This window comes from Salinigranum marinum (assembly GCF_024228675.1).
In the GTDB taxonomy this organism is placed as follows: Archaea; Halobacteriota; Halobacteria; order Halobacteriales; family Haloferacaceae; genus Salinigranum; species Salinigranum marinum.
The window spans coordinates 1,893,125-1,910,285 of sequence record NZ_CP100461.1 but is presented as its reverse complement, the minus strand read 5'-3'; the positions used below and the strand labels follow the sequence as shown (position 1 = coordinate 1,910,285).

The window sequence follows — 17,161 nt, the reverse complement described above, 5'->3', positions numbered from 1 at the left end:
CGGTTCCGGCCGTGGCAGGCTGCCATCTCTTTCGCCCCGGGCCCATCCATTTTCGGCGCTCGAAGCCCGTCTACCGACCGGTGCCCGGCACGACTCCGGAGTCGACTCGAGTGACGACGGGACCAGCCGTGTCGCGGTCGCTGTCGGAGTAGACGAACGGACGAACGGGGGAAGACAGCGCGGCGAGCCGCCGAGCGGCGTCGTACCTCCGGTCAGCTGATTCGGTCGCCCACCGGAGGCAGTGTCGGCCCGTGGCTCATCGGTTCGGTCCCATGCGGCCACCACCGCCCCCCGAGACGAGGACCACGCGTCCCGGCACGGGGTCTCAGAGGTCGTACTCCTCGTACGCGAGATTCATCAGCCACTGCGAGAACGCGTCGCTGTTCGCGTTGACTTCCTCCTCCCCGATGAACGGCGAGAGCAGATCCCCGGCCATCAGCAGCGAGAACTGGAGGTCGCGGACGGGCGGTTCGAGGTAGTAGGTGTTGTGGCCCTGGTAGACGGTCTCCTCGCGCTGGATGAGTTCGAGCCCTTCGAGCTTCTCTGCGATCCGGCTCCCCTGCCGCGAGGAGATGTCCAGCGCCTTCCAGAAGTCGCTCTGGTGGATCCCACCCTCCTCGCGGATGAGTTCGAGTGCCTGGCGCTCGTCGTCGGAGAGGTCCGCCTCGGCTTCGGCCGCGCTCATACACGTAGGACGTTCCGCGACCCGTTTAAACTTGACCTTCGCCGGCGTCGGCCCGCTCGCCGACGGCCGCCGCGACCGGTTCGTAGGACGTCTCACACGGCGGTCCATGCGCGAACTGGTAGTCGACGCGGCCGTCGTCGTGGACCGTCACGAGCGACGAGGAGCGAGTGCCGTACTCCCCGGCCGTGTCGGGGCCGTCGCTGTGGACGCAGACGCCGTAGTCGTGGTCGGCGAGGACGACCGATGCGCGGTCGAGCCACTCCCCGGGTCGTTCACCGGGCTCCGGCCAGAGCGTCTCCTGAACCCGAGTGGCGCTGTCGGCCTGTTCGGGACCCATCTCGGGGCGGTGTTCGGGCTCGAAGAACTCCCCGTCGGCCCCGACGTTGACGACGACGTGGACGCCGGGTGAGAGGTTCCGCACCCGTGCCTTGCCGTCCCACTCGACGAGCACCGCGGCGTTCTCGTCGGCGAGGACCAGGTTGAAACCGTCGTAGCGGTGCTCGCGGAGGGCGTTCTCGACGATCCGGGCGGCCGCCTCGGCGGAGGTCGCCCCGAGGGCGTCGCGGACGAGCAGTCCCCGGGAGCGCTCGCCGCCACCCGCGACGGAGACCCACCGGTTCGTGATACCGACGAAGACGCCGGCGTCGTTCACCCCGATCCACGTCCCGCCGGCCTCGGCGTCGCGCGGAGCGACGAAGCCAGGGGTGCCCCCGACCCGTGCGGGCGGCTCCGAGGGTCGATCCAGCGCCTCGTCACGGTTCGCGGCGACGACGACGGGCGCGTCGGCGAACGACTGCCACGCGATAGTGAGTGTGCACACGCGGGCGTCTACGGCGGCGACGATAATAACCCCCCGCTCGGCGGACGCGACGGCCACCGTCGACGGCGCCCCGCTCTCGTTCCCGTTCGACGCTAGAGTTTAGGTAGGAGACGGCGGCCACTCTGGCTCGGTGACGTAGCGAGCGCCGACGGACGTCCCGCGAACCGATGGCACGCCGTCCGTCCGGCACGGAGTGCCGTCTGTCCGCCACCGAGTGCCACCTGTCCGCCACCGAACAGTCGCCTCACGCCGCCTCGTTCGGGTCGTCGTCGGACGGCGGCCGGGTCCCTCTCGTCGTCGCGGCGACCCGAACCGCCGCGACGTTCTCCGAGACGTCGTGGACGCGGACGATCTCCGCGCCGCGATCCGCCGCCAGCGCCGTCGCCGCGACGGTCGCCGGTCCACGCTCCCCTGCGTCCCGGCCGACGAGGCCGAACATCGACTTGTGGGAGTGGCCGACGAGAACCGGACAGCCGAGCGCGTGGAACTCGTCGAGTCGGTCGAGGAGCTGGAAGCTCTCGGCCGCGCTCTTGCCGAAGCCGAGGCCGGGATCGACGACGACCCGCTCGCGTGGGATGCCGGCCTTCTCGGCCAGAAGCAGCGTCTCCGCGAGCTCGTCGACGACGTCGCCGACGACGTCGTCGTACTCGACGGGTTTGTCCGGAACGACGGGGGCGTCGATCGAGTGCATCACGACGACCGGCACCTCGTGCTCGGCGACGAGAAAGCGCATCTCGGGGTCGTCGAGGCCGGTCACGTCGTTGATGATGTCGGCCCCGGCGTCGAGCGCCGCGGCCGCGACGGCGGCCTTCCGCGTGTCGACGGAGACGAGGGCGTCGAGTTCCGCGACGGCTTCGATGACGGGGACGATGCGCCGTCGCTCCTCGGTGACCGGGATCTCCTCGGCCCCCGGACGCGTCGACTCCCCGCCCACGTCGATGATGTCGGCACCGGCGTCTACCATCGCCGCCGCCTGCGCGACCGCGTCGTCGACGTCGTAGTACTCGCCGCCGTCGTGAAACGAGTCCGGGGTGACGTTGAGGATGCCCATGACGACGGTCCCGTCCGACCACGGGTACTCCGACTCACCGCCTCGTGTCGGCGTCGCTCCTGTCCCGTCGCCGGACAGTAGCCGGTCGCGGATCCGATCACCGACCGCCGCGAGCCCGTACGGAGCCGAGTCGAGCGCGTCGACGAGCGTTGCGAACTGCGCGAGCGTCCCCATGACGACGACTGAGACGAGTTCGCCATCGTCCGCGTGGCCGGAGACGACGCACTGCCCGCCGGCCCGGATCGTCTCCCGGCGGACGAACTCCGCCTGCCGTCGTTCGAGGCGCGTCTCGACCACGCGATGGACGGCCTCGTCGCGGTGCTCGCGGATTTCGCGCTCCGGAACCGCCGCGTGCGAGAGAACCGTCGCCGCCTCGTCGCCGTCGCGGACGCGTTTCGGGACCACCCGACGGGTCCACGTCCGGCGCGCTTCGGCGACGCAGAACAACGACCCCGTGACGAGCACGCAGTCGCCGGGGTCGGCCCGGTCGCGAGCGGCCGCGACGGCGTCCGCGACCGATCCACCGGCCTCGACGCCGTCGACGCCGTGGGACTCGAACACACGCGCGAGGAGCTCGGGCGTCTCCGCGCGTTCGAGGTTCGGCCGGCACGTCACCACGCTGTCGGGCGTCGGCAGCGCCTCGACCATTCCACGGTGGTCCTTGTCGTTCATGGCCGCGAACACCAGGTGCAGGCGGTCGTAGTCGAACTCGGCCAGCACGGATGCGACCTGCTCGCACGCCCCCGGGTTGTGCGCGCCGTCGAGGACGACCCACGGCTCCCGTGACATCACCTCGAACCGGCCGGGCCAGTGGGCCCCTCTGAGGCCGCGGACGATCATCGCGTCAGTCAGATCGACGCCGAGCCGGTCGGTGACCTGCCGGACCAGCGCGACGGCGACACCGGCGTTGCGGGCCTGATGGACGCCGATCAGCGGGAGCGGCGAGTCGATCCGCCACCCGTCACCGTCGATGGCCACGCGCGCTTCGACCGGCGTCTCGCGGCCGTGGTATGTCGCCCGCACGTCGGCGTCGGCATCTCCCTCGGTGTCGACGCGAACGACGTCCCCGGCGCGGTCGCGGATGGTAGCGAGAGCCGTCCCGTCGGTCGCCGTCACGAGCGGCCCGTTCGACGGTGCGATTGCCGCCTTCGTCGCTGCGATCTCCTCGACGGTGTCGCCGAGGACGTCGGTGTGTTCGAGCGTGACGTTGGTCACGGCCGCTGCGATCGGATCGACGACGCTCGTCGCGTCGAACTCCCCGCCGAGACCGACTTCGAGCACGCCGACGTCGACGCCCACGCGGCCGAACTGCCAGAGCGCCAGCGCGGTGAGTGTCTCGAAGAACGTGAGCGGCTCGCCCTCGGCCGCCCGGTCGACGAGATACGGCCGCGCCTCCTCGACGAACGCCGCGACGGCCCGTTTCGGGATCATCCGCCCGTCGACGGTGACCCGCTCTCGCAGGTCGTCGAGGTGTGGCGAGGTGTACAGCCCGACCGAGAGCTCCGACTCCCTGAGGACTGACTCGACCATCCGGGCGGTGCTCCCCTTCCCGTTCGACCCACCGATCTGGACGAACGCGACGTCCTCGTGGGGATCTCCCAGCTGAGCGAGTAGTCCCCCGACCGCTTCGGTCCCGGGGTTCATCCTGAAGCGGCGCAGGTCGAAGAGGAAGTTCACCGCCTCGTGGTACTCCATACCTCCCAGACGCGGTGACCTCCCGTTAACCCTTCTTTTTCGGTCGGATCGCTCGGCGGAGACACGCCGTGTCGGCCGGTCGAACCGACCCGATTCGACGGTCGCGGACGCTTCAGTCGTCGCCGATGTGGACGACGAGAACCGGCTGTTCGGCGTTCTCCACGACGCGTTCTGTGACGCTGCCCATGTTGACGAGCTTGTCGCGGCCGGTCCGCCCGTGGGTGCCGATGACGATCAGATCGATGCCCTCCTCGTCGGCGTACCGCAGGATCTCCGAGTGCGGGACGCCGTCGCGGATCGTGGTGGTCGTCTCGACCCCCGCGTCCGCCGCCCGATCGCGCACCGCCACGACGGCGTCCTCGGCGTCGCTGGTCAGGCTCTCCAAGATCGCGTCCTGCTGGTCGCGGTCCGCCGAGAGGTACACCCGCCGGTCGACCACAGACAGGGCGTGGATCCGTCCGTCGCGGAGTGTCGCGATGTCGAGTGCGTGCGTCAGGGCTTCGTCCGTGCCGGCGCTCCCGTCGGTCGGAACGAGGATGTCGTCGTACATCTCGTGCGACACTCTCGGGCCCACCCGTTATAATGGGGGGTGTCGTTCCCGGTTGTTCGGACCGTCCTGACGTCTGCCCGTGTGAGGCCGTTCGCCGCTCTCCGCTCCGCACCCGCTTGCGGCGAGCAGTCGGCACAAGTGGTTCCGAAAGCACCGAAGCGCTCGTTCTACTCGCTCGTCAGCGAGCTTTCGTCACGATTGGTGGCGAAAGCACCGCGTCGGTAGAGCCGCCGCGAGCTTCCACCACTCCCTCGCTGACGCTCAGTCGTGGCGGAAACACCGCCGGCCGGTGAACACCATCGCCATGTCGTGTTCGTCGGCCGCCGCGACGACGTCCTCGTCGTTGACACTGCCGCCGGGTTGGATGACTGCCTCGATGCCCGCCTCGGCGGCCTCCTCGACGCCGTCGGGGAACGGGAAGAAGGCGTCGCTCGCCATCACCGCCCCCTCGGCGGACTTCCCCTCGGCGTGTTCGTCGGCTTTCATCGCCGCGAGCCGGACGGCGTCGACCCGGGAGACCTGCCCCATCCCGATCCCGACCGTCTCCGTCTCCGCGGCGAAGACGATCCCGTTCGATTTGACGTGTTTGAGGACGCGCCAGGCGAACAGCATCGACGCCAGTTGGTCGTCGGTCGGTTCGCGCTCCGTGACGACCTCAACGTCGTCGGCGTCGGGCGCCCACAGGTCGCGCTCCTGGACGAGTCGCCCACCGACGAGCCGTTTCTCGGTCAGGTCGTCCGTCGCCTCGCCCAGCGGCCCGACGTCGAGCACGCGGAGGTTCGTCTTCTCCCCGAGCACGTCCAGCGCCGCGTCCGTGTACGCGGGTGCAACGACGACCTCTTTGAACGACTCGACGATGGCCTCGGCGGTCGCGGTGTCGCACTCGCGGTTGAGCGCGACGATGCCACCGAACGCGCTCATCGCGTCCGTCGACAGCGCGCGCTCGTACGCCTCGGCGAGCGTCCCCGCCGTGGCACAGCCCGCCGGGTTGGCGTGTTTGATCACCGCCGCCGCCGGCTCGTCGAACTCCTTGATCAGCGAGAGTGCGGCGTCGGCGTCGTTGTAGTTGTTGTACGACAGCGCCTTCGCGCCCTCGTTCCGCTGTGTGGCGTGAACGACGTTCGCCTCCGCACAGCCGTCGTCGGCGTACACCGCGGCCTCCTGGTGGGGGTTCTCGCCGTACCGCAGGGTAGAGACGCGGTCGTCGGAGGCGAGCCGACGCTCCGGGAAGTCACCGCCCGCGTCGCCGCCGATCCGGACGCTCCCGTCACCGACCTCGACGCGGTCCTCCGCGAACCACCGGATCGCCCGGGGGTAGGCGGTGAACTCCGCCTCGTACAACACCCGTTCTTTCAGGCTCGCGGCGTCGTCGTCCTCGTAGACGGGGACCGCCTCCTGTGTGACGACCGGACCGCCGTCGACCGCTTCGGTGACGACGTGGACCGTACAGCCGGTCATTCTCACTCCCGAGTCGAGCACCTGCTCGTGGGCGTCCATGCCCGGGAACGACGGGAGGAGGGAGGGGTGGACGTTCAGCGTCGTCGGGGTCGAATCGAGGAACTCGTCGGTGAGGACGCGCATGTAGCCGTCGAGACAGACGAGGTCGACGTCGTACGCCGACAGCCGCGAGACCACCCGTCGCTCGTGTGCCTCCCGGGAGTCGTCACCGCGCTCGACGACTTCCGTGGGGATCCCCCGCTCGGAGGCGCGTTCGAGAACCGGGGCTCCCTCACGGTTCGTCAACACGACCGACAGTTCGGCACCGCCGGGCGCTCGGTCGGCGATGTGCAGCAGGTTCCGTCCACGGTTGCTCGCCAGCCCCGCGATCTTGAGCATGAGTGAGTCCCCTCGTGCGGGCGGAAAAACAGTTGCGGTCCGGCACCGGATACTATACACAATTGTGGGTACTACTCGGCGACAATCGGGGTATAAGGCCGACGAATATACACGGAAGTGTCACACGCCATCGACACCCTTTTGCCAGCGCCGGCGGCAGTTGCCGCCATGACCCTTCCCGCAGAACTCCCCCGGACGGACCCGCTCGCGGCGGTGTCGCCGCTCGACGGTCGGTACGCGTCACGGACGGAGTCACTCGTCCCGTACGCCAGCGAGTCGGCGCTGATGCGCGCTCGCGTCGAAGTCGAGGTGGAGTACCTGCTCGCGCTCGCCGCCCTCGACGCGACCCCGCTCACGGTCGACGACGCGACGCGGGAGCGCCTCCGTTCGCTGTTCCAGTCGTTCGGTGCCGACGACGCCCGACTGGTGAAGCGGATCGAGGTCGACGGGACCGAGGAGTACGAGGCCACGAACCACGACGTGAAGGCGGTCGAGTACTTTCTCCGCGTCCGCCTCTCGGAGACGGTCGACGACGCCGAACGGCTGTTCCCGTGGATCCACTTCGGTCTCACGAGCGAGGACGTGAACAACCTCGCCCAGCGGCTCCTCGTCCGCGGCGCGAGCGAGGAAGTCGTCCTCCCCGCGTTGGCCGATCTCAGGGACGCGCTCGTCGAGATGGCCCACGACTACCGCGACCTCCCGATGCTCGCCCGCACCCACGGCCAGTCCGCGACGCCGACGACCTTCGGGAAGGAGATGGCGGTGTACGCCGCCCGGTTGGCACGCGCGACGGGCCGGATCCGGCGGGCGACCGACGACCTCGCCGGGAAACTCGCCGGGGCCTCCGGCGTCTATGCCGCCCACGTCGCGGCGTACCCCGACGTCGACTGGCGCGCCTTCGCGCGGGAGTTCGTCTCCGGACTGGGGCTCGACCATCAGCCGCTCTCGACGCAGGTCAACCCCTGTGACGACCTCGCCGAACTTTTCGACGCCGTTCGGGGCGCGAACAACGTCCTCCTCGACCTCGACCGCGACGCGTGGCTGTACGTCTCGGACCGCTACCTCGGCCAAGAGACCGTCGCGGGCGAGACCGGCTCGTCGACGATGCCACACAAGGTGAACCCCATCGACTTCGAGAACAGTGAGGGGAACCTCTCGAAGGCCAACTCCGACCTCACGTTCCTCGCCGACTACGTCACCACCTCGCGCCTCCAGCGCGACCTCTCCGACTCGACGGTGAAGCGGAACGTCGGCGCGGCGTTCGCACACTGTCTCATCGGCTACTCGAAGGCCGGACGGGGGCTGTCGAAGGTCGTGCCGAACGAACAGGTGATGCGCGAGGAACTCGACGCGACCCCAGAGGTCCTCGGGGAGGCGATCCAGACGATCCTCAGACGGGAGGGCGACACGGACGCGTACGAGCGGGTGAAACGGCTCACCCGCGGCGAACGGGTGACGCTCGCAGACCTCCGGGACCTCTTCGAAGAACTCGACGTGTCCCCCGACGTCCGCGCGGAACTCGCCGCGCTCACGCCCGCGGGCTACACGGGGATCGCCGCGGCTCTCGTCGACGACCTCGACGGCCTCGACGGGTAACGACGCGGCCCTTCGCCCGCCATCCGCGCCGCCTGTCGGCCCGTGGTACGCGGAGTCACCGTTGGCTGGGGACAGACGTGGCTCGGTCGCGAGGGGTCGGAGCCGAGGCTCCCGTGATCCGTTCGAGAGGCGGCGCGCTCTGCAATGTGAGAACGGTGAGCGCCGACGGAACATGGCTAGGCTGGACTGGGCTGGAATCCGCGTGCTGCGGCGCGTCTGGGCTGGATGACGCGGTCGGCTGCTCACCTGCTCATAGTGTTTACTCACTATAGAATAAATCTTTTGGTGCTCCGGGTCAAACGGGAGGAGTATGAAAGCCATCGCAGTCCGGCGGGAGGACCCAGAGCCCGTCGTCATCGAGAAGCCCCGCCCTGACCCGGACGTGGGCGAGGTCCTCGTTCGGACGCTCCGTGTCGGCGTCGACGGCACGGACCACGAGGTCATCGCGGGGGGACACGGCGGGTTCCCCGCGGGCGAGGACCACCTCGTCCTCGGCCACGAGGCGGTCGGGGTCGTCGAGGATCCAAACGGGACCGACTTCGCGGTCGGCGACGTCGTCGTGCCGACCGTGCGCCGACCGCCGAACGGCACCAACGCCTACTTCGAGCGTGGCGAACCCGACATGGCCCCCGAGGGGGCGTACCACGAGCGCGGTATCGTCGGCGCGCACGGCTACATGTCCGAGTACTTCACGTCGCCGGCGGAGTACCTCGTGCGGATCCCCGACCACCAGACGCCGCTGGGCTTTCTCGTCGAGCCGATCTCCATCACCGAAAAGGCGCTCGAACTCGCGTACGCCTCGCGGTCGTCGTTCGAGTGGGACCCCGAGTCGGCGCTCGTCCTCGGCAACGGGGCGCTCGGGCTCCTCACCCTGGCGATGCTCGACCGGGTGTACGACCGCGTCTACTGTCTCGGCCGCCGGGACCGCCCCGATCCGACGATCGAGATCATGGACGAACTCGGCGCGACGTACGTCGACTCCCGACGGACGCCAGTCGACGGGGTGAGCGAGGCGTTCGAGCCGATGGACTTCGTCTTCGAGGCGACGGGGTACGCTCCCCATGCAGTGCAGTCCATCCACGCGCTCGCCCCGAACGGCGTCGTCGCGCTCCTCGGCGTTCCCGGCCCCACGGAGTACGAGTTCGACGTCGGCGCGATGCATGGCGAGATGGTCCTGCACAACAAGGCGATGGTCGGTAGCGTCAACTCCCACGTGCGGCACTTCGAGGCCGCGACGGACACGCTCGACGCCCTGCCGGAGTGGCTCCTCGACGATCTCGTGACGGGGATCTACCCCGTCGACGACTTCCGGAACGCGTTCGTCGACGACAACACCGTTATAAAAACGGCCGTCGAATTCAGCGCATATGAAGAACGTTAACGACCTCATCGAGAGCGCCGAGGAACTGGCCAACCGCGGGCTCTCGAAGGGCGAGATCGCCGACGAACTCAACGTCTCCCGGGAGACCGCGTCGTGGCTCGTCGAAAAGAGCGGTGCCAGCGGCGACACCGCGGTCGTCACTGAACCACGGAACGACGGCAGCCCCCACGACATCCACGTCGACTGGAGCGCGTTCGGTCGCGACAGCGCCCGACTCACCTACGCCGGCCAAGCGATGGCCGACCTCCTGTCGAAGGAGGGCAAGGAGGTCGACCTCACCATCGGGATCGAGAAGGCCGGCGTCCCGCTCGCGACGGTCGTCGCGCGCGAACTCGACACGGACATGGGGAGCTACGCCCCCGCGAAACACCAGTGGGAGGAGGGCGACATCGAGGAACTCGGCGGATCCTTCTCGCGCAACTTCGCCACCATTCGGGGCCGTGACTGCTACGTCGTCGACGACATCGTCACCTCCGGGACGACGATGAAAGAGACGATCGAAGCCATCCGCGAGGAGGGGGGCAACCCCATCGCCTGCGTCGTGCTCGTCGACAAACAGGGGGTCGACGAGCTGAACGGCGTGCCCGTCTACTCGCTCATCAACGTCGTCCGCGTCGGCGCGGACGGCTAACGGGCGGTTCGGACGAGCGGGCGGATCTCGTTCCTCGGGACGCGGGTAACGGGGGAAGACCGACCCGAGCGGTTCCCGCGGCGGGTCCGCGAGGGGAGCGAGAGTCCGCGGTCTCCACGACGACGCCGACTCTCTTTTCACTCACACGGCTGTCCGTCGACCAGTGCGCCGGTCACGGCGGCGGCGCACACGGCCCGACGGTGCACAAATTCGACGAGGGCGCAACGCCTTTGAACGCGCTCGTCTTAGACACGAGCATGACGTTCAGTCCCGAGTCGGAACTCTCCGCCGAGGAGGTCCAGGCACGCGTCGACCAGGCTATCGAGGACAACGAGGTCGTGGTGTTCATGAAGGGGAACCGGCTGATGCCGCAGTGTGGCTACTCGAAGCGTGCGGTCGAACTCGTCGGGAAGTACGTCGACGAGTTCGAGACCGTCGACGTGCTACCGGCGCTGCCGGAGTTCCGCGCGGCGCTGGAGTCACACTCCGGGTGGGAGACGACCCCGCAGACGTACGTCGAGGGCGAGTTCATCGGCGGCTCGGACATCCTCGCCGAACTGGACGAACGCGGCGAACTCGAACCGACGCTCTCCACCTGACGGCCCGACCGCCGACTCACACCACCGCCGTCTCCGGGTCTCGTGGGCTCGCCCGTGCGCCGCGACGAAAGGATAGCCCATATAAACCCGGACGACCTACCGTAACACGAGTACGACCGCAGTGCGCTCCGGCCGCTGTCCACCCCTCACCGCCAAACAATGTCAGGCCGCGTATTCCGACTCCATTCGACGCTGGAACTGCCGCTCGAAACAGTGACAGACTACTTCGAGGGAGACCCAGAGTTACCCCCCGAGATCGAGGACATCGACATCACTCGACGGAACAACACCCTCATCATCAAGGCCGTCGCCACGGACGAATCGCTCAGCAAGTACACGCCCACGGCCCAGCTGAAAGCGAGCGTGACAGAGAACCGAGTGTACGAGGAGGAGCCGCCCCGAGCCGGCGCGCCGCGCTGGGGCGAAGAAGAAGAGGAGATCCCCTCCGAACTCGTCGAGTTCGCCTGCTTCAAGGGCGACCGCGAGACCGTCCTCCAGAACACCGCACTCCAGTACCCAATGTTCCTCGTCCTCGTCGACCTCGCGCGACTCGCCGAGAAGGGGACGCTCACCGCCGTCACCGAGGACGACGGCGAACTCCACGCCACCCGCATCGTCGAGGGCGACGAGCGCGCCGCCTCCGTGGAAGTCGTCGAGAACCCCCAGCAGAACAACGGCGGCGGCAACACGGTCAACTGGCGCGACAACAAATTCATCAGCTAGTCCGGGACGGCCGACGTTTTTTGAGACGACGTAGCGACCACTGTCGAGAACTCCTCTCAACGGGTCGCTCGCTCCGGGATTGGAGTTCCGTCAGATATGTGAACGAAGACGAGGATAGGGGCAGACGCGATGCCCTCCAGACGTCGCTACCTCCGAGTCTGTGCGACCGGTCTCGCCGCGACTGCGGGCTGTGTGAGCGTCGGCGACCCGACACCGACCGACACTGGCCCGACACCAGCTGACAGTGACCCGACACCAGCTAGCAGTGACCCGACACCGGCTGACGGCGAACTGAACGACACCGAGGACCCGCCCGAGCGCGTCGGCACCGAGCGCGTCCGCTGGGAGACCGACGTGGCGTACAGCGCGACCAACCAACCGACGCTAGTCGACGGACGGCTATTCGCAGGTACCGCCAAAGGCGTGTCCACCCTGTCACCGACCACCGGCGACGTGCAGTGGTCGACGAAGACCGACTGGCCAGTGCAGGCACCGCCGCACTTGGTCGGGGAGACTCTCGTCGCTGTCATCGGCCGGTTCGGCGAGCACTACGCTGTCCACGGCTACGACCCCGAGACGGGCGAGCGCCGCTGGACGTTCGAACCACGCTCCCACCGGCTCCGCGTACTCGCAAGCGACGATGAGACCGTCTTCGTCGTGACGGCACCTCCGAACGAGGCGGGCGTATCCGCCTCTGAGACGCTCTTCGCGCTCGCGTCAGCAGACGGGAGCATCCGGTGGTCAGTCGACGTCAACGGCGAACACGACGCTCTCGTCGCCAACGAAACCGTGTACGTCGCCGGCTCGGAAGGTGTGGTGGCCGTCGAGACAGACGGCGCCCGTGCGTGGACGCACCCAGTCGACACCTACCAGTTGGGAACGCTGGGACGGGCGGTCGACACGCTCGTTTTCGTGACCGAGCCGGTTCAGCGGCAGCCGATGGTCCACGGTGTCGACATGGCGACTGGCGAACAGCAGTGGACGTTCGGCGACGACTGGCTCGCGTTCACGATCCGGGCGCAAGAGGGTCGACTGTTCGTCGGTGGGGAGCGTCTCGCTCGCCTCGACCCGGCGAGCGGCACGCCGACGTGGACAGTCGACAGTCCGGTCGCCCGACTGCTCCCCGGCTACGACGACAACCGCTGGGTCGACGCGTGGCGGAACGCCCTCTCGGACGCACCGCTCGTCGACGGAACGCTGTACGTCGGCGGTCCCGATGCGGTCGCCGTGGGGGTTGAAGCTGGAACCGTCGAGTGGCGACACGACTCGGACCTGGCGCTCGTCTCACCAGTCGCGGTCACCCGTGGCAACCTACTGCTCCGGGGGTCGCTGGGCACAGACGACCGGCGTCGACACCTCGTCTGTCTCGATACGGCCACCGGCGAGGCACGGTGGACGTTCGCCGGACGCTTCCGACTGACGGAGCCGGTTGTCGATACGGAGCGTGCGTACCTCGCTGAGTCGAGAAGCGGGCTACTCGCGCTCGAGGTCTAACGAGCGAAGCCCGAAGCCGAGCGCGTCGGTCGTGGACGGGTGGCGTAAACGTCTACTGACGTCTCAACGTGTGCTACCGAGGTACACGACGGCGCGCAGTCACAAAACCTTTGAAGCGCTGTAATTATATCTCATTATACGATGTCAGCGTTCCCCGACTACCTCGACGTCGACTACACCGACGGTGAGGGCGAAGAACCGGCGGACTACCCGAGCGTCGAACACAAGATCGAGAAGGCCATCGAGGTCACGAAGCAGGGGCTCGAACAGTACGAGAACCCCGTCGTGATGTGGACCGGTGGGAAGGACTCGACGCTGACGCTGTACTTCGTCAAGGAGGTCGCCGACCGCTTCGACCTCGAGGTACCGCCCGTCGTGTTCATCGACCACTACCAGCACTTCGACGAACTCATCGACTTCGTCAAGCACTGGGCCGACGAGTGGGATCTCGAAGTCATCTGGGCGCGCAACACGGACGTCGGCGACTACGTCGACGAGAACGGCCTCACCCCCGGCGACGACATCCCGGTCGAGGCCCTGTCGGAGCACAACCAGCACCACATCCGGAACCTGCTGGAGTACGAGGAAGACACCTTCCCGTTCCTGCTCGACACGTATGTCGGAAACCACCTGCTGAAGACGGTCGCGCTCAACGACGCGCTCGAGGAGTACGACGTCGACGGCGTCGTCTCGGGCGTCCGCTGGGACGAACAGGAGGCCCGCGCCGACGAGACGTTCTTCTCGCCGCGGCACGACCCCGACATCTACCCGCCGCACGACCGGATCCAACCCATCCTCCAGTTCGCCGAACCCGACGTCTGGGACGCCTTCTGGAACTTCGTCGTCCCCGAGACCGTGGAAGGGTACCCCGCCGGGCACGTCCCGCAGAACGACGAGGACCTGCCGGAGGGACTGGAGATGGCCGACATCCCCGTCTCGCCGAAGTACTTCGCCGGCTTCCGCTCCCTGGGAAGTGAGGTCTCGACCGACAAGTCCGCCGACGAGCCCGCGTGGCTGCAGGACATGGCGAACACGACCGAGCGCGCCGGCCGCGCCCAGGACAAGGAGGACCTCATGGAGCGCCTCCGCGACCTGGGCTACATGTAACGCACGTCCCGTACCCCTCTTGCCCCTCCTCTTCTGTCGGCGGAACCGACGGACGTGGATGCGGTAGGTATCGCCTACCGCTCCCGCGAGACGTGTAGTCCGTTCATATCTATATCCGGTCTGCGCGTCCCCTCACCGATGAACTCAGCTCTGGCTCACGTCTCCGTCGACTACGCGCTCGGAGCGGGACAGCGCGCCGCCGACTACCCCACGCTCGACGCCAAACTCGAACGGGCCGCCGAAGTCTCCCGCACCGCGCTCGAACAGTACGACCGGCCGGCCGTGATGTGGACCGGCGGGAAGGACTCGACGCTCGTCCTGTACGTCGTCCGCGAGGTCGCCGCCGACCTCGGCGTGCCGGTCCCCCCCGTCGTCTACATTGAACACTTCGAGGGGCTCGACGACGTCCGCGCGTTCGTCGACCGCTGGGTCGACGCGTGGGATCTCGACCTCGTCGTCGCCCGCAACGAGGACTTCTTCGACCGCGGCTGGGCGTTCGGCGACGAGGTTCCGGTCGCGGAACTGAGCGAGGACACGCGCCGGGAACTCGCCCGCATCGACTACGACGCCGAGACACTCGTCGTCGACCCCGACTCCTTCGAGGGGAACCACCTGCTGAAAACGGTCGCGCTGAACGACGCCATCGTCGAGTACGGCTTCGACGGCGTCTTCTCGGGCGTCCGCTGGGACGAACAGGCCTCCCGTGCGGACGAGACGTTCTTCTCGCCGCGGCACGACGCCGCAAAGTACCCGCCGCACGACCGCGTCAACCCCATCCTCCAGTTCACCGAGGCGGACCTCTGGGACGCGTTCTGGAGCTTCGTGGTGCCCGACTCGGTAGCGGGGTACCCCGCGGGGCACGTCCCGCAGTCCCGCGGAGACCTTCCCGCGGGAGTCGCCCTCGCGGACGTCCCAGTCCCGGAGAAGTACTTCGAGGGATTCCGCTCCCTCGGCACCGAAACCGGCTCCGAGAAGTCCGGCGACCGCCCTGCGTGGGTCCAGGACCTCGATAACACGACCGAACGCGCCGGCCGCGCCCAGGACAAGGAGAACCTGATGGAACGCCTCCGCGACCTGGGCTACATGTAACGGACCGACCCGGCCGGCGTCCGTCCGTGCCGTCCCCACGTCCCCAAGTCCACGCCTCCCGTTTCGTGCCCCCCGGTTCGACCACGGTGTCGGTCGTATCGACCGAACACAGCTCGCTCTCCGTGACACTGACCGGCACGGCTTTATGCTCCGACGGTTTAGGCATACCTAAACATGTCCCGAATCCTCTCGATCGTCTCGCGGATCGCTCCCCGTCCGGTCCCCCGCCGCTGCCGGGCGAACGCGTGGGCGTCAGTGTACGCCGAGATGTACGACGTCGAGCCGCGCCCCGACGGCGGCGAGGAGTAGCGGAACCGACGAGCGTTTACCCGCCTCGCGTCTACCCCGTGCAATGACGGACGACTGGGTCAGTCTCTTCTCCGGCGGCAAGGACTCCTCGTGGGCGCTGTACCGCGCGCTCGAAGCGGGGCTGAACGTGACGCGACTCCTCACCGTCCACCCCGGCGAGGGTTCGGACTCGTACATGTACCACGTGCCCGAGACGGGGTTGGCGAGACTCGCGGCCGAGAGCATCGGGATCGAGATCGTCGAGGTCGACCCGGGCGACCTCCGGGCGACGGCGGCGTCGGATTCGGCCGCACAGGGCGACGCCGAACTCGAACCGCTCGAAGCGGCGCTCCGTGATCTCGGTGACGAGGTCGACCTCGCCGGCGTCACGGCCGGGGCCATCGAGAGCGAGTTTCAGACCTCCCGCATCCGCGCGATGTGCGACCGGCTCGGGGTCGACCTGTTCGCCCCGCTGTGGCAGCGCGACCCCGAGGCGCTCGCCCGCGAGATGCTCGACGCCGGCTTCGAGATCACCATCCTCCAGGTCGCCGCGGCCGGCCTAGACGAGTCGTGGCTCGGCCGGACGCTCGACGCGGACGCGCTGGCCGAACTCCGTGAGCTCAACGAACGGTACGGCGTCCACCTGCTCGGCGAGGGCGGCGAGTTCGAGACGTTCGTCACGAACGGACCGCACATGTCCCGGCGGATCGAACTGGAGTACGAGACCGAGTGGGAGGGGACGCGGGGACGCATCAGGGTGACCGACGCACGGCTGGCCTGACGCGCGGTCGCAGGCAGGTCGGGGTCGGGGCTGTAAAACGAACGCAGCGTGCCGTTCAGTTCTCCGCACGTTGCTCGTCGAGCCACTCGTCGTACTCCTCTTGCGGGAGGACGGTGACCGTCCCGTGCATTCGGGTGTGGCCCACGCCACAGAGCTCCGCGCAGTAGAGGGTGTACTCGCCGGTCTCGGTCGCGCGGGTCCGTGCTTGTGTGCTCTGACCGGGGATGATGTCCTGTTTGAGGCCTAACTCGGGGACGTAAAACGAGTGGATGACGTCCCGTGTGACGAGCGAGAAGCGGACGTCGCGGTCGTTCGGCAACACCAACTGCGACTGACTGGTGACGTTCTCGCCCTGGTAGCGGAACTCCCAGCCCCACTGGTACGCCACGACCTCGATTTCGACGGCGCCGCCCGGGTTCGACGCGGCGTCCGGCGCTCCGGCGGCGGCAGCGGGACTGATGTACGGGTTCGCCAGCACGAAGAAGGCCGAGAGCCCGACGAACAGCAGGATGACGCCGGTCGCGGCGGTCCACGTAATCTCGAGCGCCGGGTCTTTCGTCGTCGGCTGTGGGTCGTCGTTGTTCCGGAAGCGGTAGAGCGCGTACACCAGCGTGATCTCGACGAACAGCACGAGCGGGAGCGCGACGTAGAGCAACTGCTCGTTGAGGTCGTCGATCGCGCTCCGGTTGGCCGACTGGGCGGCCGCGGGCGTCGAGAGCAACACCGCGACCACGACGACACCGACCACGGCGACAGCGAGCGGAGCGGCGACCTCTGCGATCCGACTGGCGCGACTACGACGCATCGGCCGTCTGTTCGGCTCCCCTCGTGTTAT

The 17,161-nt window shown here is 68.2% G+C and carries 16 protein-coding genes; 10 read left to right on the top strand and 6 right to left on the bottom strand.

Going from position 1 to position 17,161, the window contains the following annotated elements; all coding sequences use genetic code 11:
- Positions 1-325: 325 nt before the first annotated feature.
- The 5 genes from NKJ07_RS09370 to purH form a co-directional block, all read right to left on the bottom strand.
- Positions 326-685 (bottom strand): helix-turn-helix transcriptional regulator, encoded by a 360-nt coding sequence (locus tag NKJ07_RS09370; protein WP_318570320.1) that lies wholly within the window; start codon positions 683-685, stop codon positions 326-328.
- A gap of 25 nt (positions 686-710) precedes the next feature.
- A complete protein-coding gene (locus tag NKJ07_RS09365) occupies positions 711-1,505 on the bottom strand; it encodes an NRDE family protein (protein WP_318570319.1) in 795 nt (264 codons plus the stop codon).
- A gap of 244 nt (positions 1,506-1,749) precedes the next feature.
- Complete coding sequence (gene folP, locus NKJ07_RS09360; protein ID WP_318570318.1) at positions 1,750-4,251, bottom strand: dihydropteroate synthase; 2,502 nt, start codon at positions 4,249-4,251, stop codon at positions 1,750-1,752.
- Between the two features lie 112 nt (positions 4,252-4,363).
- Positions 4,364-4,801, bottom strand: coding sequence for a universal stress protein (locus tag NKJ07_RS09355; RefSeq protein WP_318570317.1), 438 nt, complete (start codon positions 4,799-4,801; stop codon positions 4,364-4,366).
- Positions 4,802-5,062: 261 nt separating this feature from the next.
- Complete coding sequence (gene purH / locus NKJ07_RS09350) at positions 5,063-6,637, bottom strand: bifunctional phosphoribosylaminoimidazolecarboxamide formyltransferase/IMP cyclohydrolase (RefSeq protein ID WP_318570316.1); 1,575 nt, start codon at positions 6,635-6,637, stop codon at positions 5,063-5,065.
- A gap of 168 nt (positions 6,638-6,805) precedes the next feature.
- Between purH and purB the strand changes: the two genes are divergently transcribed.
- The 10 genes from purB (at position 6,806) to NKJ07_RS09300 (ending at position 16,326) form a co-directional block, all read left to right on the top strand.
- Complete coding sequence (gene purB / locus NKJ07_RS09345; protein ID WP_318570315.1) at positions 6,806-8,233, top strand: adenylosuccinate lyase; 1,428 nt, start codon at positions 6,806-6,808, stop codon at positions 8,231-8,233.
- A gap of 310 nt (positions 8,234-8,543) precedes the next feature.
- Positions 8,544-9,614 (top strand): glucose 1-dehydrogenase, encoded by a 1,071-nt coding sequence (locus NKJ07_RS09340; protein ID WP_318570314.1) that lies wholly within the window; start codon positions 8,544-8,546, stop codon positions 9,612-9,614.
- Entirely contained in the window at positions 9,601-10,245 is a 645-nt protein-coding gene (gfcR, locus tag NKJ07_RS09335; protein ID WP_318570313.1) for a transcriptional regulator GfcR, read from the top strand. Before NKJ07_RS09340 ends, gfcR begins: the two co-directional genes overlap by 14 nt.
- Before the next feature lie 257 nt (positions 10,246-10,502).
- Positions 10,503-10,844, top strand: a complete 342-nt coding sequence (locus NKJ07_RS09330; protein ID WP_318570312.1) for a glutaredoxin family protein — start codon at positions 10,503-10,505, stop codon at positions 10,842-10,844.
- 159 nt (positions 10,845-11,003) lie between these two features.
- On the top strand, positions 11,004-11,567 hold the full coding sequence (locus NKJ07_RS09325; RefSeq protein ID WP_318570311.1) for a DUF7110 family protein: 564 nt from the start codon (positions 11,004-11,006) through the stop codon (positions 11,565-11,567).
- 129 nt (positions 11,568-11,696) lie between these two features.
- Complete coding sequence (locus NKJ07_RS09320; RefSeq protein WP_318570310.1) at positions 11,697-13,061, top strand: outer membrane protein assembly factor BamB family protein; 1,365 nt, start codon at positions 11,697-11,699, stop codon at positions 13,059-13,061.
- Positions 13,062-13,202: 141 nt separating this feature from the next.
- Entirely contained in the window at positions 13,203-14,168 is a 966-nt protein-coding gene (locus NKJ07_RS09315; protein ID WP_318570309.1) for a phosphoadenosine phosphosulfate reductase family protein, read from the top strand.
- Positions 14,169-14,306: 138 nt separating this feature from the next.
- Positions 14,307-15,257: a phosphoadenosine phosphosulfate reductase family protein gene (locus tag NKJ07_RS09310; RefSeq protein WP_318570308.1), complete on the top strand. Its 951-nt coding sequence runs from the start codon at positions 14,307-14,309 to the stop codon at positions 15,255-15,257.
- A 174-nt stretch (positions 15,258-15,431) separates the two neighbouring features.
- Positions 15,432-15,566, top strand: a complete 135-nt coding sequence (locus NKJ07_RS09305) for a hypothetical protein (protein WP_318570307.1) — start codon at positions 15,432-15,434, stop codon at positions 15,564-15,566.
- Between the two features lie 43 nt (positions 15,567-15,609).
- A complete protein-coding gene (locus tag NKJ07_RS09300) occupies positions 15,610-16,326 on the top strand; it encodes a diphthine--ammonia ligase (RefSeq protein ID WP_318570306.1) in 717 nt (238 codons plus the stop codon).
- Between the two features lie 55 nt (positions 16,327-16,381).
- Here NKJ07_RS09300 and coxB read toward each other — a convergent pair whose 3' ends face one another.
- Positions 16,382-17,131 (bottom strand): cytochrome c oxidase subunit II, encoded by a 750-nt coding sequence (gene coxB / locus NKJ07_RS09295; RefSeq protein WP_318570305.1) that lies wholly within the window; start codon positions 17,129-17,131, stop codon positions 16,382-16,384.
- Positions 17,132-17,161: the final 30 nt, after the last annotated feature.